Origin of the sequence: Bacteroides sp. 1_1_14 (assembly GCF_000162515.1) — a bacterium.
In the GTDB taxonomy this organism is placed as follows: domain Bacteria; phylum Bacteroidota; class Bacteroidia; order Bacteroidales; family Bacteroidaceae; genus Bacteroides; species Bacteroides thetaiotaomicron.
Genome location: NZ_GG774707.1, coordinates 437,034 through 462,850, shown reverse-complemented (window position 1 = coordinate 462,850; position 25,817 = coordinate 437,034). Strand labels below are relative to the sequence as shown.

The following is a 25,817-nucleotide window of genomic DNA, read 5'->3' as shown; positions in this document are numbered from 1 at the left end:
CATTGTTTTAACTTTTACGACGTTAAAATAATAACAAATATCGTTCACTTATTCTACTTGTCACTCTTTTTTGTCCTCTTTTAACAGAGAATATTTGAGGCTTAACAGCGCTTAACGACAGCAACTGACAAATTTACATTCGTTGTATGTCAGATGACTTTAACAGTCTGACATTCATTCAGTAAGATCAGATTTTCATGACACCGATTCCGGGTAAGTCATTCAAGGTGATTTTCCCCTTCACCACTTCTACCCCTTTAAAGCGATCGTTGGAGATGAGCAGGTTGCCATCGAGATCGGCAAAATCGACCGCCGGAGAAAATTGCGAGGCGGCAGATATCGCACACGAAGTCTCCGTCATGCAGCCCACCATCACGCGCATTCCCAAAGCGTGCGCCAGCGTCACCATCTTCCATGCTTCACGCATACCGGTACATTTCATCAGTTTGATGTTGATTCCCGTAAACGCGCCTTTCAAAGCGGGCACATCCTTTAAACGCTGTAACGACTCATCGGCAAACACCGGCAGAGGGCTTTGCTGTGTCACCCAGGCAATGTCATCCAATTGTTCCTTCGGCATGGGCTGCTCTATCATTACAATCCCCTTCTCTTTCAGCCAATGGATCATATCGAGCGCATATTGGCGGTCTTTCCATCCCTGGTTGGCATCTATGGCAATCGGAAGATCTGTCACCGAACGGATCGTCTCTATCATTTCCTTATCGTTGTCTCTCCCTAGCTTTACCTTTAATATATTAAACCGGTCTGCACACTCTTTTGTTTTGGCGCGCACCACATCGGGCGTATCAATACCGATCGTAAAGGTGGTGGAAGGGGTCTTTTCCTTATTCAATCCCCATATCTTATGCCACGGAGCTCCCAGCAGTTTTCCCACCAAATCATGAAGGGCAATATCTACCGCTGCCTTTGCCGCCGTGTCTTTCGGCGACAGACTGTCAACGTATGACAAAATGTCCTCTAACTGAAAAGGATCACTGAATTGCTCCAGATTTACTTTTTTAAGGAAGTTCATCACCGACTCCACCGTCTCCCCAAGATAAGGGGGCATTGACGCCTCTCCATATCCGGTCACTCCCTCATATTCGATTTCTACCTGCACATCGGGTGTGGTGGTACGCGAATAAGTGGCTACCGTAAAGACGTGCCTCAACTTTAACTCATAAGGGAAAAAAGTCATTTTCATCTTTCCTCCCATACCCTGTTTGTTTATATGAATGGTGGAAGCTATAGATTCTCCCGCCAATACCTGACTGACAGCTATTCCGGAGCCTAAAGTTGCAAAGGCGGCCGTTTTCAGGAAATCTCTTCTATTTGGCATTTGTTGAATGGATAATGGATAATTGATAATGATTAGTCATATAGATAATAGGGGTTATGGTCAGTGGTATTCATGCCTTTCTCCTTATTTATATAAGGCAGGAAGCGAGTGGCAAAAAGCAGACGGCCGGTGTTGAACTCGTCGTAGTACTCGTCTTCGGGATCAAAGCTGCTGACATGTACGTCTCCCAGGGCATGGATGAAGCGTTTGTTGCCCAGGTAGATGCCGACGTGCGAGATGCCTTCTTTGCGGTCGGCTGTGGCTTTGCGACCGAAAAAGACGAGGTCTCCGCGTTGCACGTTGGAGAAATCAGGAGCGATTTCAATGCGTTCGCCTACATAAGCCTGTTGCGACGCATCTCTCGGGATGATTATATCGTGCATAAAAAGCACTGTCCGGACCAGACCGCTGCAATCGACTCCTTTCGAAGAAGTTCCCGCCCACAGATAAGGGATTCCGATCATTGTATAGGCGGTTTGAATAATGCTTTCGACATCCTGTTTCAATGAAGCTCTCCACTTCGTTTCGGGTTGTGAAATATGTTTGGATATATATGCCTGGCGACCGTCGGGATAAGACACTTTGTAAAAGCGCCCTTTGCTCCCCTCCCACTTCAGACGGTTGCCGGCAACGACATCCGATACGGTCTGAGAGTCATCATCCGGTTTTTCGTACGTAAATCCATAATGGGAAGTCACCACGATCTTCTCAGCACGGTTCCATTCATCGTATTGCTCTTTCGACATCGGAGTAATCACCATCCGGTGTACCCATCCCGTATAGTCATCCGGAGTCTGAATCTCATACCAGCCGGTATATTGCAATACCTTGACCGGCATTCCGAGCAACGCCTGCGTACTCATCCCGGATGTAAACTTACCTTCATCGCGCATATTACAAACAGAAATGTGCACTACCCCATAAGCCGAATCAGCAGGCATGGAGCGTATTTCCTGAGCTTTCAGACTAACTACCGTTACTACCAGCAAGCAATAGAAAAAAAGGATATTTTTCTTCATTGAATCATGATTTAATGATAGCAAAGGTAGAAATTATTTCTATTTGTGACACTTTCTTTGGCTAAAACAAAATAAATGACGTACTTTTGCAGTCTAAAGCAGTTGGCCGGTCTGTCGCGTGCGCGTTTCGCGCAGGAGGAAAGTCCGGGCAACACAGAGCATCCTACTTCCTAACAGAAAGCTGTCCGCGAGGGTAGAGTAACGTAGAAGAAAATAACCGCCGCTCCTTTCGGGGAGAGGTAAGGGTGAGAAGGTAGGGTAAGAGCCTACCAGTCGTATGGTGACATACGGGCTGTACGTCTTAGGAGTTGTAAGGTCATGTAAACCGGCGTTATGAGAGCTGCTCGCTCCATGTCGGAGGGTAGACCGCTAAAGTGTCGTGGTGACACGCCACTCAGATAAATGACAGGCACCTTATATCTATAAGGTACAGAACTCGGCTTACAGGCTGACTGCTTTTTTCTTTTTAAACTGCTTTTTTAAAATTCTGAGCCATGAAGAAGAAAATCACCGATATATGGAAATTCATCACGTATGACATCTGGCGCATCACGGAAGATGAAGTGACTAGAACGAAATTCTCGCTCTACAATATTATCAAAACCATCTATCTCTGTATCAACCGATTTACTAAAGACCGGATGGCAAACAAGGCCTCAGCACTGACATACAGCACACTGCTTGCTATTGTGCCTATACTCGCCATCCTATTCGCCGTGGCCCGCGGATTCGGATTTGATAATCTGATGGAGCACCAGTTTCGAAGCGGCTTCGGGGGAAATATAGAAACGACGGAAGCTATTCTTTCTTTCGTCAACTCCTACCTCTCGCAAACCAAAGGCGGTATTTTCATTGGGGTAGGTCTGGTGATGTTGCTATGGACCGTGATCAATCTGGTGAGCAATATCGAAATCACTTTCAACCGTATTTGGGAAGTAAAGAAGGCGCGTTCCATGTACCGGAAGATTACGGACTATTTCTCCATGTTCCTGCTCATGCCGATTCTGATTGTGGTATCGGGCGGTCTTTCTCTGTTTGTGAGTACCGTGCTGAAGCAGATGGACGATTTCGTTTTACTGGCTCCCGTCATGAAGTTCATGATCCGCCTTATCCCATTTGTTTTGACTTGGCTGATGTTTACAGGGCTGTATATCTTCATGCCCAACACGAAAGTAAAATTCAAGCACGCTCTGATTGCAGGTATCCTGGCAGGTTCCGCTTATCAGGCCTTCCAGTTCCTGTATATCAACAGCCAGTTATGGGTATCGAAATACAATGCTATCTACGGTAGCTTCGCCGCCCTCCCCTTGTTTCTGCTTTGGCTGCAAATCTCATGGACCATCTGTCTGTTCGGAGCTGAATTGACGTATGCCGGACAAAATATCCGCAGCTTTAGTTTCGATCAGGATACCCGCAACATCAGCAGACGTTACCGGGACTTTATCTCTATCCTGATCATGTCGCTTATCGCCAAACGTTTCGAAAGGAATGAACCGCCCTATACAGCAGCAGAAATATCGGAAGAGCATCAAATCCCCATCCGGCTGACTAATCAGGTACTCTATCAATTACAAGAAATAGACTTGATCCACGAGGTAGTGACCGACCAAAAAAGTGAAGATATCGGCTACCAGCCCTCTATGGATATTAACCAGCTGAATGTAGCCATCTTGCTCGACCGACTGGATACTTATGGGTCCGAAAACTTCAAGATCGACAAGGATGAGGAATTTAATGACGAATGGAAAGTACTGACTGAATCCAGAGAAGAATACTATAAGAAGGCAAGTAAAGTGCTACTGAAAGACCTATAGAAATTCCCATAAACGTCTTTGTTTTTTACCAATTCTCAATTTCGAGAATCACATTCAGGCAAATATCTCATAATCAAGAGATTAAAGACTTCTACTTTTTCCTTTAAAAGAAACAGGTCGTTGGTTTTAAAGGAAAGCCTCCTTGGTTTTAAAGGAACGACCTCTTCCTTTTAAACCAACGAGGCTTTTTACTGTATATCTACTCCGGCAAGTCCAAGGAGTAATCTTTTTTCAATTAGTATTGATTATAAGAAATGACCTTTTCTTTCGGCTTCCTCATCTTCTTTCGTTTCTCTTTCACCGGATACCCGATTGCAATATCCAGCAATAAACGTTTGGAAGCAGGAATACCTGTCAATTGCTTGATCTCTTTTTCATCAAACCAGCCCAAGATGCAGGAACCCAGTCCTTCATTCTCTGCAGCCAATGTGATATGAGCAGCAGCGATTCCAATATCAATCAGCGGGAAATGCTTGCCTTTTACTTTTCCTCCAAGCAAGGATGTAATATTGGCAGACTCTTCTACAACCAGAATATGTACAGGGGCATCTTTGGCGAACTTATTCATGCCAAGTCCGGCTGCCGCCTTCCCCACTTTTGAAGCCAGCTCATGATCTGTCACGACCACAAACTTCCATGGCTGCGCATTGCAGGCAGAAGGAGCCAGACGAGCGGCTTCCATAATGCGCTCCAGCTTCTCCGCTTCTACCGGACGCTCTTTATCATACGCCCGGTCACTCTGACGAGACAATACCAACTGCAGAAAATCCATCAGACTTCTATTTTTAGTTATCTATACTGAATCATCCGGCTGATATACTTACCGATGATATCAAATTCGATATTCACTACGCTACCGATTTCAAATGTATGAAAGTTGGTATATTCGTAAGTATAAGGTATGATAGCTACCTGGAAAGTATCATCCGTCGGATTGCATACCGTCAGACTGACACCATTAACAGTCACCGAACCCTTGTCTACCGTGATATAGCCACGTTTCGCCATTTCCTTATCAAATGCATATTTAAATGTAAAATACCAGCTTCCTTCCGCATCCTTGATTTCCACACAAGTAGCCGTCTGGTCTACGTGTCCCTGCACGATATGTCCGTCCAGTCGGCCATTCATCATCATGCTGCGCTCTACATTCACCTTATCACCCACTTTCAGCAAACCAAGATTCGAACGGTCCAGCGTTTCTTTCATGGCAGTTACCGTATAGGTATCATCGGTCAGATTTACTACCGTCAGGCATACTCCGTTGTGAGAAATACTCTGATCGATCTTCAGCTCATTTACAAACGAACACTTAAATGTAAAGTGTATATTCTCCTGGTCTTTCACCAGTGCTACCAAAGTAGCGTACTCTTCTACGATTCCAGAAAACATAATATGAATTTTAAATTTTGAATTCAACTGAAGAAATACCTCTTCAATACGTCGTCAAAGATACGAATAAGGAAGGAAGTTGGAAAACTTTCTGTTTTTTTTCATATCTTGCAAAGATTAACTTGTGAATAAATTCCGCCTGTTCGTTCATTTAATTTTTTAAAGAGGAAAAATAAACGGAGTTTTGTGATAGGTTTTACTAAATAAGAAGAAAATATGAAAATCAAAACATCACAAATCAACATCCGGAAGATAGGACTTATTGTTCCTGTTCTCGCTTATTTCCTTATTTATGGAATATTCTCTATGGTATCGGTGTTAACCATGAGAATTTATTCCCATCAGTCATTTGCTTCTATAGCATACACCATTCCTTATATCAACATGATTTCATTAATATGTGCATATCTTTGCTGCCATTTATACACAAAGAAGAAAAGGTGGGGATATTTAGGTTTCATATTCTCTTTCATTCTGGTCAATGTCTTTTATTATCTGAAAAGTGACAAAGATTATGGATCTATGTTATGGGCGGACAGCTATTTCTTGTATTCATCCGTAACAGGTATCCTATTATATATACTCTACGATTGGTTCCAAAAGAAGCAGAAACAAAAAGAACTAAAAAGACAAAACCTTCAAAGTGAACTGAAACTGCTAAAAAACCAATTGAATCCGCACTTTCTATTCAACACTCTGAATAATATTGATAGCCTGATTTGTTCCTATCCGGAGAAAGCTTCGAAATCACTGGTACAGATGTCAGAAATGATGCGATATATGATCTATGAGACCAATACTCCCGAAGTTGATCTCGCACAGGAGCTAAAATATATCCACAATTACCTTGACCTGCAACAATTACAATATGATAATCCGAATTTGGTATCATATACGCTGGAAGGATCACCGGATAATATTCGTGTCGCTCCTATGCTGTTCATCGCATTTATTGAAAATGCCTTCAAGCATTGTACGGATAAGAAAGCTCCTGAGGCTATCCGCCTGTTTTTTCAGATTCAGAAATCCGAGATACATTTTGAAATATTCAATATGTTCGATCCGGCAAAGCAGATCAACAAAGATTCCTCCAGCGGTATCGGGTTGAATATTATAAGGCGACGACTGGATATCTTGTATCGGCGCAGATATGATTTGCAAATCAATCAGAAAAATGGTTACTTTGATGTTTCATTAACGATTAAGCTCACATGATTCATTGTATTATAGTAGAAGATGCGCCGCTAGCCGTAGACAAACTAAAGAACTTTATCAGCAAAGTGCCTTTATTGGATTTGGTAGGCACTTTTGATAATGGCCTGGATGCTTTCGACTTCCTGCAGTCCAATACGATAGACTTACTGTTCCTTGATATACAGATGGAACAGTTCACCGGTATTCAGTTGCTGAAAGCTCTCCATACACGCCCGCATATCATCATCACATCTGCTTATGGAGAGTATGCCGTAGAAGGATTCGAATATGACGTCACCGACTATCTACTGAAGCCTTACTCCTTTGAACGCTTTCTAAAAGCAGTGAACAAGGTGCAGACGGAAATGGCATCCAATCCCCCAGCCCAGCCACTTCCCAAAGATTATATTTTTCTTAAAACAGAATACCGGATGGTACGCATCAACCTATGCGACATCTTATATATAGAAGGAAAAGGAGCCTATCTTCATGTGATCACCGACACTACAAGAATCATGACTTTACTCAGTTTCAAAGAGATTGAGTCGCTATTACCTGCCAAGCAATTTATACGTATTCACAAGTCATATCTGATAGCTATTAATAAAATAGATAACATAGAACGTAATGTCGTAAAAATCGGAAATATGCGCATACCTATAGGGAAAAGTTATATGAAAGACTTTTATCAACGATTACAATAATCGGTTCTTAAACTCGTTCTTCAAATTGGTTCTTTCAAGGCAGAAAAGCAATAGATGTAAAGAAGAATACCCCTCTCAAACACCGTATAACACAGCTTCGTGACCTTCAGTATAGAGCAAAAAAAATGGGGCTTTTCACAAAGCTCCATTTTTCAGTTTTCAATAGGTATTTAGTTTTTTTTAAGGTAAAAAGATTGTTTTCAGGATAACGGTGCAAATATAGTCGCTTTTACTGATACTCTCCAAATTATAAAACATGTCATATAACATCTTTTTGAAATTTCTTTGGATTTATTATCATTTGACGCAAAACCGCCCATAACTTGTCCGTTACAAGGGACAAATATAGGATTATTTTCTAAGTAGCCCTAATTTTTGTTTAAAAACATGCAAAAAATTACGATTTCGGGTAGTTTTCGTCCACTTTTCCGCTATGTTTTAAGACTTTCGCATCAATAAAGAAGACTATTTCTTCGGCTATATTAGTAATATGGTCGCCCGAACGCTCCAGTTTGCGGAACACGCCAACCAAGTCAACACAAGTATGCGCCGTCTCCGGATGTTCGCGGATGTAATCTGCCAGGATGCCTGTGGCTTCCGCATTGATATCATCCAGCAGGTTATCTTTGCCGAATACCGCCGTCGCCATTTCAATGTTCTCTTCGTTCAAGGCACGTTTTGCCAGTTCCAGCATGGACAATACCTCTGCCTGCATCTCTCCCAAACGCAGACGAGTCAGCAAATCGGCATCCAGCACCGGTTCTTTACAGCGAATAACGAAACGGGCTATCCCTTCCGCAAAGTCTCCCAGACGTTCCAGATTCGTATTGATTTTCAGCATTGCCAGCACAAATCGGAGATCAATCGCCACCGGATTATACAATGCAATGATATCCTCTATATCACTGTCGATCTTCAGTTCAAAGGCATTCACCCGACGTTCGCGAACCATTACCTGTTGTGCCAGTTCCTTGTCAAGTGTCATGACTGCTTCCCCTGCACGGTCAAGCTGATTGTACACCAGTGTCCACATTTCATCCACTTCTTTCTTCAATAGAATGAGTTCCGATTCTATAAACTTTACCATAGTCTATTTATATATAAATGATTAATATTCTCGTTTTTCACAAACACTCCGGTGGCGCTTAGCCGAAACGTCCTGTGATATAATTCTGGGTAGCCTCTTTCTCAGGGTTGGTGAATATCCTTTTCGTATCACCATACTCTACCATCTCTCCCAAGTAGAAGAAAGCCGTCTTGTCACTGACACGTGCTGCCTGCTGCATATTGTGAGTTACGATCACGATTGTATAGTCCTTCTTCAGTTCATGAATCAATTCCTCTACTTTGGCTGTAGAAATAGGATCGAGCGCAGAAGCCGGTTCATCCATCAACAGTACCGAAGGAGATACCGCCATGGCACGGGCAATACAGAGACGTTGCTGCTGTCCGCCGGATAAAGCATAGGCAGACTCTTTCAGTTTATCTTTCACCTCATCCCAAAGCGCAGCCCCTTTCAGCGTCTCTTCTACCCGCTGACGGATGAAAGCGTTATCTTTCACTCCATTGACGCGAAGCCCGTAAGCGACATTCTCGAATATGCTTTTCGGGAAAGGGTTAGGCCGCTGGAAAACCATGCCCACATTCTTGCGAAGCTCGTCCACTTCCACCCCTTTGGCATAAATATTATGCCCGTCAATCCGAATTTCACCTTCCAGACGGGTAGCGGGAATCAAGTCGTTCATCCGGTTGAAAAGACGAAGGAAAGTCGATTTACCACATCCCGACGGTCCGATAAAGGCAACTACAGACTTTTCTTCAATCTCCATGCTGATCCCTTTCAAGGCATGAAAATCACCATACCAGAAGTTTACATCACGCGCATCTATTTTTATTGTATCCATATACTTATCAATTCGTTTTTACTCTTTTCTCGAAATATTTTCTCAATGCATTTGCCAGCAGATTAACCAGAAGGATAATCACAATCAGTACCAAAGCCGTACCATAAGCCAACGGCAATTGCGCTTCCATATCCGTTCCGCTGGTCGAAATCACATACAGGTGATACGGCAGCGCCATACACTGGTCCAGAATACTCGTCGGCAACTGCGGCAGGAAGTAAGCGGCACAGGTAAACAGAATCGGTGCCGTCTCGCCTGAAACACGTCCCAAAGCAAGGATTAATCCCGTAATGATGTTCGGCATCCCCATCGGAAGAATCACATGCCAGATCGTCTGCAATCTGGTAGCCCCCAATGCCCTGCTTCCTTCACGCATACTGTCGGGAATCGCTTTCAATGCCTCCTCCGTAGTACGAATAACCAAAGGTACGCAAAGTAAACCTAGCGTCAAAGAACCCGCCAGAATACTGTCACCGAAGCCCATATAATTGACAAACAGCGCCATACCGAACAGACCGAAAACGATAGAAGGAATACCGCTCAGATTGTTCGTCATCACTCGTATAAAACGTACCAGCTTCCCTTTCGGAGCATATTCATTCATGTAAATTCCACTCATCACTCCCACCGGGAAAGCGAAAAGCGCACTGCCAACCATCAGATAGAAAGTACCGACAATAGCCGGCCAGATACCTCCGCCGGTCATCCCGTCCGTAGGTGCCGAAGTGATGAACTCCCAACTGATAGCGCCCGCTCCCTTATATATAATGAAACCGAGAATCGCAAACAAAATCAACACTATGCAGAGACTCAACAACCGGAAAATTCCGAAAGCCAGCCTCTGAGAACGGTGTTTCGCTTTATTATTACTTCGTATTTCCATATCACTTGCTACGTTTTATTCCTTTAGAAGAGATATACTCCACGCTAAAGTTGATGATTAATGTTATAAAGAACAGTACGACCCCCAACAGGAACAACGCTTCGTAGTGCGGTCCTCCTGCCGGAGCTTCTCCCAGTTCCGCCGCAATCGTTGCCGGAATCGTACGGAGCGGTTCGAGAATTGTTGTCGGTATCACTGCGGCATTACCCGTTACCATCAATACTGCCATCGTCTCTCCGATAGCGCGTCCGATGCCCAACACCACGCCGGAAGTGATTCCGGAGATCGAATAGGGAATCACGACCTTATATATGGTCTGCCACTGCGAAGCTCCCAGCGCCAGACTTGCTTCCCGCATCGAACGCGGACAATTGCGCATGGCATCTTCGGTAACTGTTATGATAGTAGGCAGCGCCATGATAGCCAGGATGATACTTCCCGCCAAACCGCTCTCCCCTACCGGCAGATCAAAGAATTTCTGAATCAGCGGAACGATGACGATCAGGCCGAAAAAACCATAAACCACCGAAGGAATACCACTCAGCAGCTCAATAATCGGTTTCAGCCAGTTACGCACCTTCGGATTGGCGACCTCAGACATATAGATAGATACCGAAAGCCCGAACGGAAGTGCAAAAAGTATAGCGAACAGACTCACCCACAAGGTACCCGCTATCAACGGCAGAAACCCGAATAAGGCGGCAGGAGTCGCTGTAGGGAACCATTCGGCACCCGCAAAGACATCTTTTACCGAAATGGTATTATCCTTAATAAAATGCACTGCATCGGGCTGCACTATAAATTTCTGCGGGACAAAAGCCACGATACCGGGCGTATTCTCCACCAACTGCGTGATTCTTTCGCCGGCATACTCGTAAGCCGGCCCCAGTTCCTCCTCCGTATAATACTCCGTGATGTCTTCCAAACGAAAAACCCGGATAGGGAGATCCTCCCCACCGAGTTCTTTCCAATTCGTTATCTCCTCGTCGAAAACGTCCTTTATCTGAGCAGGACTCAGCGTATTTACCTTATTGCCTTTGTTCAAAGCCAACACGTACCCTTCTTCAATCACCTTGCTATTGAACAGCCCGAAAGCCTCCGTAAACAGGAAAAGCACGATCAGCAGGATTGTAATACTTGTTACGAAACCGCTACAAGTCAGAATTCCTTCTATTATTTTCTCAAAAATCTTCTTCATACCTATTGGTTTTCTGATGCAAAGAAAGCAACTCCTTATTAAGGAGGTGTGACTAACGTTTGAAGGAAGTATTTCAATGCTGTTACATTTGTGTTACAAACATTATTTCTCCCTTATCTGAAACAAAAATGTAATATGTGATTGTTTTATTTGCACCAACAATAAAAAGAATAATTATGAAAGTGAGAAGAAATTTATTAATCGCCCTTTCCCTTCTGTCTCTCAGCGCCAACGCACAGCGTATCAAAGGCAGCGACACCGTATTGCCTGTTGCCCAACAAACAGCAGAGCGATTTATGAATCAGCATCCGGATGCGCGGGTCACTGTCACCGGAGGAGGCACCGGGGTCGGCATCTCCGCACTGATGGATAATACGACGGATATTGCCATGGCTTCCCGTCCGATCAAATTCAGCGAAAAGATGAAAACCAAAGAAGCCGGACAAGAGGTGGACGAGGTGATCGTAGCCTACGACGCCCTTGCCGTAGTGGTGCACCCTTCCAATCCGGTGAAACAGCTCACCCGCCAGCAGCTGGAAGATATCTTCCGCGGAAAAATCACCAACTGGAAGCAAGTGGGCGGAGACGACCGCAAAATAGTTGTCTATTCCCGCGAAACCTCTTCGGGAACTTACGAATTCTTCAAGGAAAACGTGCTGAAAAACAAGAACTATATGGCAGGCAGCCTTTCCATGCCCGCCACAGGTGCTATCATCCAGTCCGTCAGCCAGACGAAGGGAGCCATCGGGTACGTCGGGCTGGCATACGTATCTCCCCGCACCAAAACGCTTTCCGTTTCATATGACGGAAGCCACTACGCCGCCCCGACAGTAGAGAACGCAACGAACAAAACTTATCCCATTGTCCGCCCCCTTTATTACTATTATAATGTGAAGAACAAAGAGCAGGTAGCTCCTCTGATCAACTTCATTCTTTCGCCCGAAGGACAGGAGATTATAAAAAAGAGCGGTTATATTCCAGTAAAATAAAAAAAATGTCCTACTTTTGTAGCCTATAAATAGAGTTAACATTTTAACGTTATGACAGATATTAAAAACGAAGACACAGGCGATAAGAAAAGCCTGAACTTTATTGAACAGGCAGTAGAGAAGGATTTGAAGGAAGGTAAAAATGGTGGAAAAGTGCAGACCCGCTTCCCGCCCGAACCGAACGGATACCTTCACATCGGTCATGCCAAAGCTATTTGCCTTGATTTCGGCATCGCTGCCAGACATGGCGGTGTATGTAACCTTCGTTTCGACGACACAAACCCGACCAAAGAGGACGTGGAATACGTAGAAGCCATCAAAGAAGATATTCAATGGCTTGGCTACCAATGGGGAAACGAATACTACGCTTCCGACTATTTCCAGCAATTATGGGACTTCGCCATCCGCCTCATCGAGGAAGGAAAAGCATATATCGACGAGCAAACAGCCGAACAGATTGCCCAGCAAAAAGGTACTCCCACGCAAGCAGGTGTGAACAGCCCGTACCGTGACCGCCCAATCGAAGAAAGCCTGGAACTCTTCAAGAAGATGAACAGCGGTGAGATAGAAGAAGGCGCTATGGTACTCCGTGCCAAAATCGACATGGCCAATCCTAATATGCACTTCCGTGACCCGATCATCTATCGTGTCGTGAAGCATCCGCACCACCGCACAGGTACTACCTGGAAGGCTTATCCGATGTACGACTTCGCCCACGGACAGAGTGACTTCTTCGAAGGAGTAACCCACTCTCTGTGTACGCTCGAATTTGTGGTACACCGTCCGCTCTATGATCTCTTCATCGACTGGCTGAAAGAAGGTAAGGATCTGAACGACAACCGTCCCCGTCAGACTGAGTTCAACAAGCTGAACCTGAGCTACACGCTGATGAGCAAACGCAACCTGCTGACGCTGGTAAAAGAAGGATTGGTGAACGGATGGGACGATCCCCGTATGCCGACCATCTGCGGCTTCCGCCGTCGTGGTTATTCTCCGGAATCTATTCATAAATTTATCGATAAAATCGGTTATACGACTTACGATGCCCTGAACGATATCGCATTGCTGGAAAGCTCCGTACGTGACGATCTGAACAGCCGTGCTACCCGCGTATCTGCTGTCATCAACCCGGTGAAACTCATCATCACCAACTATCCGGAAGGACAAGTGGAGGAACTGGAAGCTATCAACAATCCGGAAGATCCGGAAGCAGGAAGCCACATGATCGAGTTCAGCCGTGAATTATGGATGGAACGCGAAGACTTTATGGAAGACGCGCCCAAGAAATATTTCCGCATGACTCCGGGACAGGAAGTACGCCTCAAAAACGCTTACATCGTAAAATGTACCGGATGCAAGAAGAATGAGAACGGCGTAATCACAGAAGTATATTGTGAATATGACGCGAACACCCGCAGCGGTATGCCGGATGCCAACCGCAAAGTGAAAGGTACGCTCCACTGGGTAAGCTGCAACCACTGCCTGCAAGCAGAAGTACGCCTCTACGACCGTCTGTGGAAAGTAGAAAACCCACGCGACGAACTGGCTGCCATCCGTGAAGCAAAGAACTGCGAAGCTCTGGAAGCAATGAAGGAAATCATCAATCCGGATTCTTTGAAAGTTCTGCCGAATTGCTATATCGAGAAGTTTGCGGCAACCTTGCCTGTGCTCTCATACCTGCAATTCCAACGCATCGGTTATTTCAATATCGACAAAGACTCGACTCCGGAGAAACTTGTATTCAACCGCACGGTAGGATTAAAGGATACCTGGGGCAAAATCAATAAATAAAATTCAGCCCTCACAGGCTACTTAAACATAAAAAGGCAGTGCCAAAAGCCGAATAAGGAATAAATCTATGATATTATTCAGGCACGGATTACACGGATTGCACGGATTTAAAGAGTTCACGTAACTTACAAGCCGCTTCAATCTGTGTAATCCGTGCCTAAACATCTTTTTAGCGCTGCTTTATTCAAATCAAAATAAATCAGAATGGGGAGAAAAAATTCACCGTCCGCAAATAAAGAACTAAACGAGTTAATCGCTCAATATGAAACGGCAAAAGCAGAAAACCGACAACTCTATCTGGACGGAGACCAACTAGCCGACATTGCTGACCGATACGCTGCCGAACGGAAATTCGACGAAGCGCAAGAGGTCATAACTTACGGCCTCCACCTGCATCCCGACAGCACAGATCTACTGGTAGAGCAGGCCTATCTTTATCTTGATACCGGTAAAATACCTCTGGCGAAAAAAGTTGCAGAAAGCATCACAGATGATTATATTACTGATGTAAAAATGCTGAAAGCGGAACTTCTGCTGAACGAAGGACAACTGGAAGCAGCCCGAAGCACATTAGATACCATAGAAGATACGGATGAACTGGAAACAATTATTAACATCATCTATCTCTATATGGATATGGGATACCCCGAAGCCGCCAAGGAATGGTTGGATAAAGGTACCCCCCGATTCGGTAAAAAAGAAGATTTCATAGCTGTCATGGCAGACTATCTCGCAGGCACCAATGAACTCGAAGCCGCATCGACCTATTACAATCAACTGATTGATATGGACCCTTACAATGCCAGTTACTGGGTGGGACTTGCCAAATGCCGCTTTGCAGCTGAAGACAGCGAAAAAGCAATCGAAGCCTGTGACTTTGCACTGGCTGCCGACGAGACGTTTGGAGAAGCCTACGCTTACCGCGGACATTGCTATTTCTATCTGAACAATTCGGATGCCGCCATTGAGAATTATACAAAGGCGATAGAATACAAAGCCTTTCCTCCCGAAATGGGTTACATGTTTTTGGGGATGGCATATTCCAACAAAGGAGCATGGCAAGAAGCAGACGATTGCTACCAACGTGTCATCGACCGTTTTGTAGCAGACGGAGCCGGCAACTCTCCTCTATTGATAGATACTTATACCAACAAAGCTGTAGCCGCCTCCCAACTAGGCAAGCATGAGGAAGCGCATCTGTTATGTAAAAAGCCAAAAAGATCCAGCCGGATGATCCCGGTATCCATCTGACAGAAGGTAAACTCTACATGAAGGAAGGTCAGAAAAAAAAGGCAGTCAAGGCTTTTGACAAAGCACTGGTGATGGAACCGAGTGCAGAAATGTGGTATTTGGTAGCTTCGGCCTATTCGGACGCAGAGTACTTATATCAAGCCAAACTCTGTTTTGAAGAGTCATACCGGATTGATCCCAACTATGCAGACGTCACAGAGAAACTGAGTATTCTCAGTCTGATGCATAACGAGATAGACGACTTCTTCAAGTACAACAGTGAAAGTGCCCATCCGATCAGCGAGGACATCATTCTGGATCTGCTGTCCAGACCTAACCAAACGGAGGAAGGCGAACAAATGCTCAAAGAAGTCTGGAAGCGCATGAAGAAAGAGAAAGGAAATAAATAATCATATTAATAAACTTTAGCCCAAAAACACATGGAATCAGTAGCTTTTATCCAGTGGTGTCTCGAACATCTGAATTATTGGACAATCACTTTATTAATGACTATAGAAAGCTCCTTCATCCCTTTCCCATCGGAAGTGATCATCCCGCCAGCAGCATACAAAGCAGCTGTCAATGACGAGCTTAATATTTACTTGGTAGTCTTATTTGCCACCATCGGTGCAGATATCGGCGCATTAATCAACTATTATCTGGCCAAATGGCTGGGACGTCCCATTATTTATAAATTTGCCAACAGCCGCATCGGGCACATGTGTCTGATCGACGAAGCCAAAGTACAACATGCCGAATCTTATTTCGACAAGCATGGCGCACTTTCCACCTTCATCGGCCGATTGATTCCGGCAGTTCGCCAACTGATTTCCATACCGGCAGGACTTGCCCGCATGAAAATGCACACCTTCCTGTTGTATACCACTATCGGAGCCGGATTATGGAATACAATCCTCGCCATAATCGGGTATTACCTCTCGACAGTGCCCGGCATCGAAAGCGAAGAACAACTGATTGCCAAAGTAACAGAATACAGCCACGAAATCGGCTATTGCTTCATCGCAATCGGAATATTCATCGTGGGCTTCCTGGTTTATAAAGGAATGAAGAGAAATAAATAATAAGTAATAGGTAATAAGTATTAGGTATTAACCGAAGCTGCTGTGTTATTAGCTTATCCACACGGTTTAATACTTAATACTTATTACCTAATACTTATTACCTATTACTTATTACTTAAAAATTAAACTGCACTCCTACGCCCAGCACTTCTTTAAATTGCAGGCGTGATCCTTTGCTGCCGTCTTTCTGAACTATTTTGATATCATCGTCATAGACCATATTGGTAGTCAGCGTAGTGGAGAACCATTTGTTGATTGCCATATTAATCTGCACTTCCCAGTTCACATCAATATTCTGAGGTTTATGCAAGTAGTCAGAATACAAGTCCAGACGGGAATATACAGTCATGTTCTTTAAGAATTCATATTTCACCTCTCCTTTCAGATTAGCACCGAAGCTCGACAAAAGATGTTTGCCGGGATCGACACCAAAAGCGCCTTCATCAGACAAACGGTCATTTAGAACAAAGGTGCCGCGCCAAGAGGCAGGAGACAATACAACCGTGAAAATCTTTCCCGGATCATATGTGAATCCCAAACCGGTAGTCAGATATGCCGGAGACATAAATTCGGAGATAGCGACATCCTTATTGACTGAATAGTCGTATCCTGGCGAGAATTGTGTCTGGAAAGTGGTAAATGCACTTGCATACCAGTTTTTGGCGATAGAATACCCATAGTTGGTATTCATATATATTTTATCATTGGCCTTTCTCATGCCATCCTCCCCTGTCTTATTCAAGCCATAAGCCAGTTCAAGACGGTTGTTCCATATATGCTTTCCCTTTTTATAGTTAGCCTGATAAGTACCTTGCAAGTCAAAAGCGACAGAATTGTCACCTCCGGCAGACCAGTTGGTCAAACTAACCTGCGTCAGCTTGAGTCCGGCAAAACCTTCCGTTGTCCAGGGAGAAGTTTGTGTACTATCGGCCGTTTGAGCCGACAAGTGTGCAGCGCCCATACCTAACAGGGCGATGAAGAAAAATCGAATTTTGTCCATGTGGTTAAGGTTTAATGTAAAGTAATAGGTAATAGGTATTAAGTAATAAGTATTAAGTAATACTCCGCATAATTAATGCCAATAATGAAATAAGCGACCTCGGCTAATACTTATTACTTAATACCTAATACTTATTACCTATTCTTTAACTGCCGCCAATGCCTTCTCATAGTCAGGTTCCTGAGTAATCTCCGGAACAAGTTCCGTATATGCTACTTTGCCGTCTTTGCCGATTACGACTACTGCACGTGCCAGTAAGCCTGCCAACGGTCCGTCTGCCATACGCAGTCCGTAGCTCTCGTCAAAATCAGAGAAACGGAAATCTGACAATGGGATTACGTTTTCGATACCTTCCGTCGTACAGAAACGTGCATGGGCAAAAGGAAGGTCTTTGGAGATAGCCAATACTACCGTATCTTTCAGACCTGCTCCCATTTTATTAAATTTGCGTACCGATGTTGCACAGACACTGGTATCCAGGCTTGGAAAAATATTTAGAATCACATTTTTGCCGTTCAGGTCTTTCAGGGAGAAAGAAGACAAATCTGTTTTTACTAACTCAAAGTCAGGAGCGACTTTACCTACTTGTATAAATTCACCGATCAGTTTCACCGGTTGTCCTTTGAAATTTGTTGTTGCCATATTGCATTTACATTTTAAAATTACTTTATAATAAAAACAACTTATCCCCGGAATATGTTCACACGAAAACCTTTTCTAAAATCAATTTGTTATTCCTCCACAAATTCACAGAGTATTCATTTAAAATTAAAGAACGTATGGAAACTGTTTTCAATGAGATCAAACATTCAGTAAAAAACTGGTGGACCTCTCTCCTGTTAGGAATCGTGTATATTATTGTCGCCCTTTGGCTTATGTTCTCACCCCTCAGCAGCTATGTGGCACTGAGCATTGTTTTCAGCATATCGATGCTGATAAGCGGTATTCTCGAAATTATATTCTCCCTCAGCAACCGCAAGGGAGTACCGAGTTGGGGCTGGTATCTGGTAGGAGGAATTATCGACCTTATCTTAGGTATTTACCTGATTGCCTATCCGATGGTCAGCATGGAAGTGATTCCGTTTATCATCGCCTTCTGGCTCATGTTCCGGGGCTTTTCCTCTACCGGCTATTCCATCGACCTCAAACGTTACGGCACCCGTGACTGGGGCTGGTATATGGCCTTCGGTATCCTCGCCATCATCTGTGCTCTCATCATATTGTGGCAACCGGCAGTAGGTGCATTGTACGTGGTCTACATGATTTCCTTTACTTTCTTCATCATCGGACTTTTCCGCGTCATGCTTTCGTTCGAATTGAGGAATCTGCATAAAAGAAAATAAAAATCTTTCGGTAGTTACTTCGTATTTTGTTTATCTTTGTAGGCAATTTACACGAATCAATAAACTAAAAAAGAAGAAAAATTATGGCAATGCATACTTGGTTTGAGTGCAAAATCCGTTACGAGAAAACGATGGAAAACGGAATGCAGAAGAAAGTGACTGAACCTTATCTGGTAGATGCACTCAGCTTTACAGAAGCAGAAGCACGTATTATCGAGGAGATGACTCCATTTATAACAGGAGAATTTACAGTATCGGACATTAAACGTGCCAACTATAGCGAACTTTTCCCCAGCGACGAGGAAAGTGCCGACCGCTGGTTTAAGTGCAAACTTATCTTTATCACCCTTGACGAAAAAAGCGGTGCAGAGAAAAAAACTTCTACCCAAGTGTTGGTTCAGGCTGCCGACTTGCGTGACGCAGTGAAGAAGCTGGATGAAGGCATGAAAGGAACGATGGCCGATTACCAGATCGGTATGGTATCCGAGACCCCGTTGATGGATGTATATCCTTACAGTGCCGGACCGAATGACAAACCAGAGTTTGATCCGTCAAAAGCATAAGTAACCATGAGTATTGCTGACAATCTTAAGCAAGTGCTGGCCGAACTCCCACAAGGAGTCCGGCTGGTTGCTGTCTCAAAATTCCATCCCAATGAAGCGATAGAAGAGGCTTATCAGGCGGGACAGCGTATTTTCGGAGAAAGCAAAGTGCAGGAAATGACAGCTAAATACGAAACGTTGCCGAAAGACATCGAATGGCATTTTATCGGGCACTTGCAGACAAACAAGATCAAATACATGATCCCCTACGTAGCGATGATACATGGAATCGATACGTACAAACTGCTGACGGAAGTCAACAAGCAAGCTGCCAAAGCGGGACGTATCGTGAACTGTCTGTTACAAATTCACGTTGCACAGGAAGAGACCAAGTTCGGTTTCAGCCCCGAAGAATGCAAGGATATGCTGCATGCCGGCGAATGGAAAGAACTGTCTCACGTACGCATCTGCGGATTGATGGGAATGGCAAGCAACACCGATGATGTTGAACAAATTAACCGGGAATTTTGTTTACTGAATAGGCTCTTTCAGGAAATAAAAGCAAACTGGTTTGCCGATTCGGATACTTTCCGTGAATTGTCGATGGGTATGTCACATGACTATCACGAAGCAATCGCCGCAGGAAGCACTCTGGTACGGGTAGGAAGCAAGATATTCGGAGAAAGAAACTATTAATCAGTAGCCAACTACTTTAAAAAGATATAATTATGACCGATTTAAAAACTACTTTCGCAGGGCTTTCTCTCAGAAACCCAATCATTATCAGTAGTTCGGGACTGACCAACAGTGCCGGCAAAAATAAGAGACTGGCAGAAGCAGGTGCAGGTGCCATCGTACTGAAATCTCTGTTTGAGGAGCAAATCATGCTGGAAGCGGATCAACTGAAAGATCCCGCTTTTTATCCGGAAGCAAGCGATTATCTGGAAGAATATATCCGTGAACACAAATTAGCTGAATATCTCACCTTAATCAAGGAAAGCAAAAAAGAGTGTAACATCCCCATCATAGCCAGCATCAACTGCTATTCGGATGCGGAATGGATAGACTTTGCCAAACAGATACAGGAAGCCGGTGCCGATGCACTGGAAATCAATATTCTGGCATTGCAATCGGATGTACAATATACGTACGGTTCATTTGAGCAGCGTCATATCGACATCCTGCGTCATATCAAACGGACAGTAAGCATTCCGGTGATTATGAAACTGGGGGACAACCTGACAAATCCTGTAGCTCTGATCGATCAGCTGTACGCTAACGGAGCAGCTGCAGTGGTTCTCTTCAACCGTTTCTACCAGCCGGATATCAATATCGAGAATATGGAACAAATATCCGGTGCAGTATTCAGCACTTCCGCCGATCTTGCCACTCCTCTCCGTTGGATTGGAATCGCATCCTCAGTGGTAGACAAAATCGATTATGCAGCCTCCGGTGGTGTTTCCAGTCCGGAAGCAGTAGTAAAAGCAATCCTTGCCGGAGCTACTGCCGTAGAAGTTTGCAGCGCTGTCTATCAGAACACGAACGCATTCATCGGAGAATCCACCCGCTTCTTATCTGCATGGATGGAACGGAAAGGTTTCGAAAGCATCGCTCAGTTCAAAGGAAAACTGAATATTAAAGACGTTCAAGGCATCAATACGTTCGAACGTACGCAATTCCTAAAATATTTCGGTAAGAAAGAAAATTAAGAATGAAGGACTAGAAACAAAGAATAAAAAAGAAGAATGAAGAATCCGCCGGCGCATTTATACTACCGGTAATTCTTCATTCTTCTTTTTTTTAGTTCTTTATTATTTATAACAGATTACTGGCCAACTCACTCAACTGACTGCGTTCACCTTTCACCAGATTGACATGTGCAAAGATATTCTGGTCTTTCATACGGTCGATCATATATACAAGACCATTAGACTGACTATCCAGATACGGCTGGTCAATCTGCTGGATATCTCCTGTAAACACCATCTTCGTACCTTCGCCTGCACGGGTAATGATCGTTTTATTTCATTCGGGGTCAGGTTCTGCGCTTCGTCAATGATACAGTACATTTCACTCAAACTACGTCCGCGGATAAATGCCAGCGCTTCAATCACCAGTTGCTCGCTCTTCTGCATATCTTCGATACGTTTCACTTCGGTCGAGTTAGCGGCAAACTGACGTTTGATCACATTCAGGTTGTCAAACAGCGGTTGCATATATGGAGCAACTTTTTCCTGTGCGTCTCCCGGAAGGAAACCGATATCCTTGTTGGACAACGCCACCACCGGACGTGCCAACAATACTTGCTTATAATCAGTCAACTTGCCTAAAGCTGCCGCTAAAGCCAGCAATGTCTTACCCGTTCCTGCTTTTCCTGTCAATGCCACCAGTTTGACGTTCGGATCGTTCAGTATCTCGAAAGCAAAACTCTGTTCGGCATTACGAGGTTCAATACCATAGTTGCGTCCCTTCGTGACGCGGCAAATGGAATGGGTAAAAGGATTGTATCGTGCCAGTACACTGTTCCGGTCACTTTTCAGAACGAAGCATTCGTTAGGATGAATGACGTCTTTAAAGTCAAATTCACTCAGGTCGATGCCTTCTTTGGAGGAATAGATACGGTCGATTAATGCCGGATCCACGTTTTCAAAGATCTCATTGGATTTCTCGAATATATCGACATTGGATACTTTATCTGTGATATAGTCTTCGCTGGTAATGCCGATGGAACGTGCCTTCATACGCAGGTTCACATCCTTGGTCACTAAGATAGCCGGAGTCTTCGGATATTTACCCGCCAGATATTCAACGGCTGCCAATATCAGATGATCGGGTTTCTTCACCGGAAAAGATTCATGAACTTTGGGAGCATCCACATTGCCGGGGACAATGAACAGGCGTCCCAATCCTTCTCCCAGACTCACTCCTTTAGAGAAAAGTTCGTCACTTGTCAGCAAATCCAGTTCCCGGACAAACTCACGGGCATTGAAATTAATCTGCTCGTTTCCTTTCTTGAACTTGTCCAGTTCTTCCAGTACGACAAGGGGGAGATAAATATCATTTTCCTGAAAATTCTTCAAACAATTATAGTCGTGAAGAATAACATTTGTGTCAATTACAAAATTTTTCTTAGTTCCCATGATTTCTTAGATTTTAATGTTGATATTTGCAGTCTCATTCATCAATCCTCCGTTTACAGTTGGAATGATGGTTCTAAAGATAAACAATTTTGCGAGCAATAAAGATTGCCCGGAGTTAAATATTATAAAACATGGATTATCAGAACACTTTAAAGTACTTATATGAAAGTGCACCGATGTTTCAGCAAATAGGTGGTAAAGCATATAAGCCAGGTTTAGAGACAACACACAAATTGGACGAACATTTAGGTCATCCGCATCAAGAATTCAGAACGATACATATCACCGGGACAAATGGAAAAGGTTCCTGTTCGCATACGATCGCTGCCGTGCTACAAGCCGCGGGCTATAAAGTCGGGTTATTCACTTCCCCGCATCTGATTGATTTCCGCGAGCGTATCCGTATCAACGGTGAAATGATTCCCGAAGAGTATGTGGTCAACTTTGTAGAAGACCACCGTTCCTTTTTCGAACCTCTGCACCCTTCTTTCTTCGAACTTACCACGGCAATGGCATTCCGCTATTTTGCCGATCAGAAGGTAGATGTGGCAGTGATCGAGGTAGGCATGGGCGGACGTCTGGACTGTACCAATATCATCACCCCCGATCTGTGTGTTATTACCAATATCGGTTTCGACCATATGCAATATCTGGGCCACACACTGACTAAAATAGCTAAAGAAAAGGCAGGAATTATCAAAGAAGATGTTCCGGTAGTAGTGGGAAAAGTATCCGGAGCGGTGAAAAGAGTATTTACGATGAAAGCCAAGGCAATGAATACCTTCATCACCTTCTCGGAAGAATTAAAGAGTTTCACCCATGTGCAATATTTGTCATATGATAACCTGAAAGAGTCCAGAGCCGATTTGCAGGAATTATTGGAGGAGGAAATAAAACTTCAGCAGATACAGACGCTTCCAATGAAAATGATGCAATTTGTCTCTCTTATCAACCCGGCTGACGCCATACGTGCGATAGACAGAATCATGGATAAAAGAAAAGACGCAATATCCATTCATAATTCCAGTTTTATGACGGGATTATACTACGAACTGAGCGGTCTCTGTCAAACAGAAAATTGTCTCACAATCCTGGCAGCCCTGGATATTTTAAAGAACCTGGGATATGAAATCTGTAATAAAGATTACCATACCGGATTCTCTAATGTATGCGAGATGACCGGTCTGATGGGACGCTGGCAGAAACTCCAAAGCTATCCTGACCTCATCTGCGACACAGGTCACAACGCTGATGGCTTTAAAAGTATTCGCAAGCAATTGAAGTATATACACGAAAAGTTGCATCAGGAATTGCATATTGTATTCGGCATGGTCAGCGACAAGGATATCAGCAGTGTTCTGGAACTGTTGCCGAAAGACGCCACCTACTATTTCACCAAAGCGAGCGTGAAACGTGCAATGCCGGAAGATGAGCTGATGAAAATGGCTTCGGAAGCGGGACTGAAAGGCACCTCCTACCCTACCGTAGTGGATGCCGTACGGGCAGCAAAAGAAAACTGCCCCCCTAAAGACTTCATCTTCGTGGGAGGCAGCAGTTTTATTGTCGCCGATTTGTTAGCGAACCGCGATACACTCAATCTCCACTAACGCATCCTTCGGCAAAGCCTTTACGGCCACAGCCGAACGTGCCGGAAAAGCTCCGTCAAAATACGTAGCATATACGCCGTTCATTCCGGCAAAGAAAGACATATCCTGGAGAAATACAGTCGTTTTTACAATGTTTCCCATTGTCAGCCCTGTTTCTTCCAGGATGTGTTTTATATTCTCCAACGACTGGCGTGCCTGTTCTTCAATTCCTTCCGCCATCTTTCCGGTAGCCGCATCGATAGGCAACTGACCCGATACGAATACCATTCCATTGGCTTCTATCGCCTGACTATAAGGACCGATAGCTCCCGGTGCTTTTTCACTGCAAATTACTTTTTTCATATTTATCTTCTTTTTTCTGTTTACCAATCCTCAAAGGTAGTAAAAAAAATGCCTCTCGCAAAACGAATTTTGCAAGAGGCAACCATATTTCTGCTTATTAAAGACTATTCGGCTTTTTCTGTTTTTTCTTCTTCGGCAGATGCTTCAGCAGGAGTTTCTCTCGACACATTCACTGTTACATTTACAGAAGTTGGCTGCGGCTGATATGGCATACGATTCTTCGGATCTTCACCATACTGATTAGGACCTACCGTACCATCGGCAAACAACATATAGAGACTGAACACCCATCCGATGATAGGAACACAGCAAATGAGTATCAACCAACCGGACTTGTTTAAGTCATGCAACCGCTTCACGCCCTGCGCCAAAGAGAACCATATGGAAGCTATTCCCGCTACGATACCAATCAAGATACCAAACAGGGAACCACCCGCGGAACCGGCAGCCGCACCAAGAAACAAAGTAGCTAAACCGAGAGAATAGGCAACACCAAAAACGATACCACCGATAATACCAGACAGGAAATATTCGATCCTACGAATACGACCGTCAAAAGAAAAAGGAGCTTTGAACATAATTTTATTAAGTTTATGTGAATAAATAGTTGATTGTAATCTTGATATGCTAGCAAAGATATAAAATAAATTAAATAAAGAAAGCTTTTATGCAAAAAAGTATGTATCAATATTGAGTTAACCCCATCCATACATTTAAAGAAAAAAACATGTTTTTTGCCGTCATCCGTCACTTTTAGAGCCAATATATTGATATACAATCACATAACAGTAATAACAAGCAGTGATGGCAAAGTGATGGTAAAACTTCCCGGCATTTTGCCGTCACGTAAGCGTCTCCGCGATGCCATCTTTCCTTAATTTTTGTATTTTCTTACCTTTGGCTCAAAAAACATGGAAGCCAACCCCATTTACCCCTTAATTATTGCGGACTACAAGGCTCATCTTCGCGATGCTTCTATTCCTCATTTAAGTTTTCATTCTTTCTGCCGTCAGTACAAGGTAAGAATAAAAAGTGTCCGTCAATGGATGCATCGTCACGGCTTGGATGTTACCACCATGCGTTACGATGCCCTTTTGGAAGAATGCAATCATTCTCCTGAAACAGCTCTTACGCATATAAAGCGCGAATATGATTTTCCTTTGTCTCACCCGGAGATGCATTCAGACTCCTATGTTCTGCAACCATCAGAAGTAATAAAAGGAGCTTCTATTACTTTCCCCGATGGTGTGATAGTGAATATCCGCCAGACGAGTCCTCTGGGCCTAACCAGATTTATTGATTTC

At 44.0% G+C, this 25,817-nt stretch carries 24 protein-coding genes, 1 other RNA gene and 2 pseudogenes; 14 read left to right on the top strand and 13 right to left on the bottom strand.

All coding sequences use genetic code 11. From position 1 onward, the window contains the following. Positions 1-187 precede the first annotated feature (187 nt). A complete protein-coding gene (locus HMPREF9007_RS08185) occupies positions 188-1,339 on the bottom strand; it encodes a dipeptide epimerase (RefSeq protein WP_008762457.1) in 1,152 nt (383 codons plus the stop codon). Between the two features lie 32 nt (positions 1,340-1,371). Next, positions 1,372-2,358: a C40 family peptidase gene (locus tag HMPREF9007_RS08190; RefSeq protein WP_008762456.1), complete on the bottom strand. Its 987-nt coding sequence runs from the start codon at positions 2,356-2,358 to the stop codon at positions 1,372-1,374. 98 nt (positions 2,359-2,456) lie between these two features. Between HMPREF9007_RS08190 and rnpB the strand changes: the two genes are divergently transcribed. After that, positions 2,457-2,818: RNase P RNA component class A (gene rnpB, locus HMPREF9007_RS0125265), an RNA gene on the top strand. Between the two features lie 34 nt (positions 2,819-2,852). After that, a complete protein-coding gene (locus tag HMPREF9007_RS08195) occupies positions 2,853-4,172 on the top strand; it encodes a YhjD/YihY/BrkB family envelope integrity protein (RefSeq protein WP_008762455.1) in 1,320 nt (439 codons plus the stop codon). A 235-nt stretch (positions 4,173-4,407) separates the two neighbouring features. Here HMPREF9007_RS08195 and HMPREF9007_RS08200 read toward each other — a convergent pair whose 3' ends face one another. Together HMPREF9007_RS08200 and HMPREF9007_RS08205 are read right to left on the bottom strand one after the other, a co-directional pair. Then, positions 4,408-4,944, bottom strand: coding sequence for a nitroreductase family protein (locus HMPREF9007_RS08200; protein ID WP_032850548.1), 537 nt, complete (start codon positions 4,942-4,944; stop codon positions 4,408-4,410). Positions 4,945-4,961: 17 nt separating this feature from the next. Then, complete coding sequence (locus HMPREF9007_RS08205; protein WP_008762453.1) at positions 4,962-5,564, bottom strand: riboflavin synthase; 603 nt, start codon at positions 5,562-5,564, stop codon at positions 4,962-4,964. A 216-nt stretch (positions 5,565-5,780) separates the two neighbouring features. Here HMPREF9007_RS08205 and HMPREF9007_RS08210 point away from each other — a divergent pair, with 216 nt between their 5' ends. Together HMPREF9007_RS08210 and HMPREF9007_RS08215 are read left to right on the top strand one after the other, a co-directional pair. Next, positions 5,781-6,779, top strand: coding sequence for a sensor histidine kinase (locus HMPREF9007_RS08210; RefSeq protein ID WP_008762452.1), 999 nt, complete (start codon positions 5,781-5,783; stop codon positions 6,777-6,779). After that, positions 6,776-7,462 (top strand): LytTR family DNA-binding domain-containing protein, encoded by a 687-nt coding sequence (locus HMPREF9007_RS08215; RefSeq protein ID WP_008762451.1) that lies wholly within the window; start codon positions 6,776-6,778, stop codon positions 7,460-7,462. Before HMPREF9007_RS08210 ends, HMPREF9007_RS08215 begins: the two co-directional genes overlap by 4 nt. Before the next feature lie 397 nt (positions 7,463-7,859). On the opposite strand, the gene phoU is transcribed toward HMPREF9007_RS08215, so the two are convergent. From phoU to pstC, 4 genes are read right to left on the bottom strand one after another with little or no spacing between them, the layout of a single operon-like run. Next, positions 7,860-8,549, bottom strand: a complete 690-nt coding sequence (phoU, locus tag HMPREF9007_RS08220; RefSeq protein WP_008762450.1) for a phosphate signaling complex protein PhoU — start codon at positions 8,547-8,549, stop codon at positions 7,860-7,862. 58 nt (positions 8,550-8,607) lie between these two features. Then, the gene (gene pstB, locus HMPREF9007_RS08225; protein WP_008762449.1) at positions 8,608-9,366 is read right to left on the bottom strand and encodes a phosphate ABC transporter ATP-binding protein PstB; all 759 of its coding nucleotides are present in this window, start codon (positions 9,364-9,366) and stop codon (positions 8,608-8,610) included. Positions 9,367-9,373: 7 nt separating this feature from the next. Continuing rightward, positions 9,374-10,249 carry a phosphate ABC transporter permease PstA gene (gene pstA, locus HMPREF9007_RS08230; protein ID WP_008762448.1) on the bottom strand — a complete coding sequence of 292 codons (876 nt, stop codon included), beginning with the start codon at positions 10,247-10,249 and terminating at the stop codon, positions 9,374-9,376. A gap of 1 nt (position 10,250) precedes the next feature. Next, positions 10,251-11,447, bottom strand: a complete 1,197-nt coding sequence (gene pstC, locus HMPREF9007_RS08235) for a phosphate ABC transporter permease subunit PstC (protein WP_008762447.1) — start codon at positions 11,445-11,447, stop codon at positions 10,251-10,253. A 176-nt stretch (positions 11,448-11,623) separates the two neighbouring features. Between pstC and HMPREF9007_RS08240 the strand changes: the two genes are divergently transcribed. The 4 genes and pseudogenes from HMPREF9007_RS08240 (at position 11,624) to HMPREF9007_RS08255 (ending at position 16,539) form a co-directional block, all read left to right on the top strand. Then, positions 11,624-12,436, top strand: coding sequence for a PstS family phosphate ABC transporter substrate-binding protein (locus tag HMPREF9007_RS08240; protein WP_008762446.1), 813 nt, complete (start codon positions 11,624-11,626; stop codon positions 12,434-12,436). A gap of 51 nt (positions 12,437-12,487) precedes the next feature. Further along, positions 12,488-14,227 carry a glutamine--tRNA ligase/YqeY domain fusion protein gene (locus tag HMPREF9007_RS08245; protein WP_008762445.1) on the top strand — a complete coding sequence of 580 codons (1,740 nt, stop codon included), beginning with the start codon at positions 12,488-12,490 and terminating at the stop codon, positions 14,225-14,227. Between the two features lie 204 nt (positions 14,228-14,431). Continuing rightward, positions 14,432-15,867, top strand: a pseudogene (locus HMPREF9007_RS08250) (tetratricopeptide repeat protein). A gap of 30 nt (positions 15,868-15,897) precedes the next feature. Then, the gene (locus HMPREF9007_RS08255; protein ID WP_008762444.1) at positions 15,898-16,539 is read left to right on the top strand and encodes a DedA family protein; all 642 of its coding nucleotides are present in this window, start codon (positions 15,898-15,900) and stop codon (positions 16,537-16,539) included. Positions 16,540-16,654: 115 nt separating this feature from the next. Here the strand turns inward: HMPREF9007_RS08255 and HMPREF9007_RS08260 are convergent, their stop codons facing one another. After that, on the bottom strand, positions 16,655-17,539 hold the full coding sequence (locus HMPREF9007_RS08260) for a DUF3078 domain-containing protein (protein ID WP_008762443.1): 885 nt from the start codon (positions 17,537-17,539) through the stop codon (positions 16,655-16,657). A 138-nt stretch (positions 17,540-17,677) separates the two neighbouring features. Continuing rightward, on the bottom strand, positions 17,678-18,181 hold the full coding sequence (gene tpx, locus HMPREF9007_RS08265) for a thiol peroxidase (protein ID WP_008762442.1): 504 nt from the start codon (positions 18,179-18,181) through the stop codon (positions 17,678-17,680). Between the two features lie 137 nt (positions 18,182-18,318). On the opposite strand from tpx, the gene HMPREF9007_RS08270 reads away from it, so the two are divergent. The 4 genes from HMPREF9007_RS08270 to HMPREF9007_RS08285 all read left to right on the top strand — a co-directional run bounded on the left by HMPREF9007_RS08270 (position 18,319) and on the right by HMPREF9007_RS08285 (position 21,133). Continuing rightward, on the top strand, positions 18,319-18,882 hold the full coding sequence (locus HMPREF9007_RS08270) for a DUF308 domain-containing protein (protein WP_008762441.1): 564 nt from the start codon (positions 18,319-18,321) through the stop codon (positions 18,880-18,882). 83 nt (positions 18,883-18,965) lie between these two features. Continuing rightward, entirely contained in the window at positions 18,966-19,445 is a 480-nt protein-coding gene (locus HMPREF9007_RS08275; protein ID WP_008762440.1) for a DUF4494 domain-containing protein, read from the top strand. 6 nt (positions 19,446-19,451) lie between these two features. Beyond that, complete coding sequence (locus HMPREF9007_RS08280) at positions 19,452-20,120, top strand: YggS family pyridoxal phosphate-dependent enzyme (protein ID WP_008762439.1); 669 nt, start codon at positions 19,452-19,454, stop codon at positions 20,118-20,120. Positions 20,121-20,152: 32 nt separating this feature from the next. Further along, entirely contained in the window at positions 20,153-21,133 is a 981-nt protein-coding gene (locus tag HMPREF9007_RS08285) for a dihydroorotate dehydrogenase-like protein (protein ID WP_008762438.1), read from the top strand. Between the two features lie 106 nt (positions 21,134-21,239). Here the strand turns inward: HMPREF9007_RS08285 and HMPREF9007_RS08290 are convergent. Next, positions 21,240-22,564: pseudogene (locus HMPREF9007_RS08290) on the bottom strand (PhoH family protein). Positions 22,565-22,695: 131 nt separating this feature from the next. Here HMPREF9007_RS08290 and HMPREF9007_RS08295 point away from each other — a divergent pair. Then, positions 22,696-24,171: a folylpolyglutamate synthase/dihydrofolate synthase family protein gene (locus HMPREF9007_RS08295; RefSeq protein WP_008762437.1), complete on the top strand. Its 1,476-nt coding sequence runs from the start codon at positions 22,696-22,698 to the stop codon at positions 24,169-24,171. On the opposite strand, the gene HMPREF9007_RS08300 is transcribed toward HMPREF9007_RS08295, so the two are convergent. Then, positions 24,139-24,513, bottom strand: a complete 375-nt coding sequence (locus HMPREF9007_RS08300; RefSeq protein ID WP_008762436.1) for a RidA family protein — start codon at positions 24,511-24,513, stop codon at positions 24,139-24,141. The genes HMPREF9007_RS08295 and HMPREF9007_RS08300 overlap by 33 nt on opposite strands. A gap of 104 nt (positions 24,514-24,617) precedes the next feature. Then, positions 24,618-25,091, bottom strand: a complete 474-nt coding sequence (locus HMPREF9007_RS08305; RefSeq protein ID WP_008762435.1) for a DUF805 domain-containing protein — start codon at positions 25,089-25,091, stop codon at positions 24,618-24,620. A gap of 333 nt (positions 25,092-25,424) precedes the next feature. Here HMPREF9007_RS08305 and HMPREF9007_RS27260 point away from each other — a divergent pair. After that, on the top strand, positions 25,425-25,817 hold a 393-nt coding region (locus tag HMPREF9007_RS27260), incomplete at its 3' end, for a hypothetical protein (RefSeq protein ID WP_032850547.1).

Bases quoted from the DNA above. Each gene is read 5' to 3' on its own strand.
- HMPREF9007_RS08185 (WP_008762457.1), bottom strand. From the start codon at position 1,339: ATGCCAAATAGAAGAGATTTCCTGAAAACGGCCGCCTTTGCAACTTTA.
- HMPREF9007_RS08190 (WP_008762456.1), bottom strand. From the start codon at position 2,358: ATGAAGAAAAATATCCTTTTTTTCTATTGCTTGCTGGTAGTAACGGTA.
- HMPREF9007_RS08195 (WP_008762455.1), top strand. From the start codon at position 2,853: ATGAAGAAGAAAATCACCGATATATGGAAATTCATCACGTATGACATC.
- HMPREF9007_RS08200 (WP_032850548.1), bottom strand. From the start codon at position 4,944: ATGGATTTTCTGCAGTTGGTATTGTCTCGTCAGAGTGACCGGGCGTAT.
- HMPREF9007_RS08205 (WP_008762453.1), bottom strand. From the start codon at position 5,564: ATGTTTTCTGGAATCGTAGAAGAGTACGCTACTTTGGTAGCACTGGTG.
- HMPREF9007_RS08210 (WP_008762452.1), top strand. From the start codon at position 5,781: ATGAAAATCAAAACATCACAAATCAACATCCGGAAGATAGGACTTATT.
- HMPREF9007_RS08215 (WP_008762451.1), top strand. From the start codon at position 6,776: ATGATTCATTGTATTATAGTAGAAGATGCGCCGCTAGCCGTAGACAAA.
- phoU (WP_008762450.1), bottom strand. From the start codon at position 8,549: ATGGTAAAGTTTATAGAATCGGAACTCATTCTATTGAAGAAAGAAGTG.
- pstB (WP_008762449.1), bottom strand. From the start codon at position 9,366: ATGGATACAATAAAAATAGATGCGCGTGATGTAAACTTCTGGTATGGT.
- pstA (WP_008762448.1), bottom strand. From the start codon at position 10,249: ATGGAAATACGAAGTAATAATAAAGCGAAACACCGTTCTCAGAGGCTG.
- pstC (WP_008762447.1), bottom strand. From the start codon at position 11,447: ATGAAGAAGATTTTTGAGAAAATAATAGAAGGAATTCTGACTTGTAGC.
- HMPREF9007_RS08240 (WP_008762446.1), top strand. From the start codon at position 11,624: ATGAAAGTGAGAAGAAATTTATTAATCGCCCTTTCCCTTCTGTCTCTC.
- HMPREF9007_RS08245 (WP_008762445.1), top strand. From the start codon at position 12,488: ATGACAGATATTAAAAACGAAGACACAGGCGATAAGAAAAGCCTGAAC.
- HMPREF9007_RS08255 (WP_008762444.1), top strand. From the start codon at position 15,898: ATGGAATCAGTAGCTTTTATCCAGTGGTGTCTCGAACATCTGAATTAT.
- HMPREF9007_RS08260 (WP_008762443.1), bottom strand. From the start codon at position 17,539: ATGGACAAAATTCGATTTTTCTTCATCGCCCTGTTAGGTATGGGCGCT.
- tpx (WP_008762442.1), bottom strand. From the start codon at position 18,181: ATGGCAACAACAAATTTCAAAGGACAACCGGTGAAACTGATCGGTGAA.
- HMPREF9007_RS08270 (WP_008762441.1), top strand. From the start codon at position 18,319: ATGGAAACTGTTTTCAATGAGATCAAACATTCAGTAAAAAACTGGTGG.
- HMPREF9007_RS08275 (WP_008762440.1), top strand. From the start codon at position 18,966: ATGGCAATGCATACTTGGTTTGAGTGCAAAATCCGTTACGAGAAAACG.
- HMPREF9007_RS08280 (WP_008762439.1), top strand. From the start codon at position 19,452: ATGAGTATTGCTGACAATCTTAAGCAAGTGCTGGCCGAACTCCCACAA.
- HMPREF9007_RS08285 (WP_008762438.1), top strand. From the start codon at position 20,153: ATGACCGATTTAAAAACTACTTTCGCAGGGCTTTCTCTCAGAAACCCA.
- HMPREF9007_RS08295 (WP_008762437.1), top strand. From the start codon at position 22,696: ATGGATTATCAGAACACTTTAAAGTACTTATATGAAAGTGCACCGATG.
- HMPREF9007_RS08300 (WP_008762436.1), bottom strand. From the start codon at position 24,513: ATGAAAAAAGTAATTTGCAGTGAAAAAGCACCGGGAGCTATCGGTCCT.
- HMPREF9007_RS08305 (WP_008762435.1), bottom strand. From the start codon at position 25,091: ATGTTCAAAGCTCCTTTTTCTTTTGACGGTCGTATTCGTAGGATCGAA.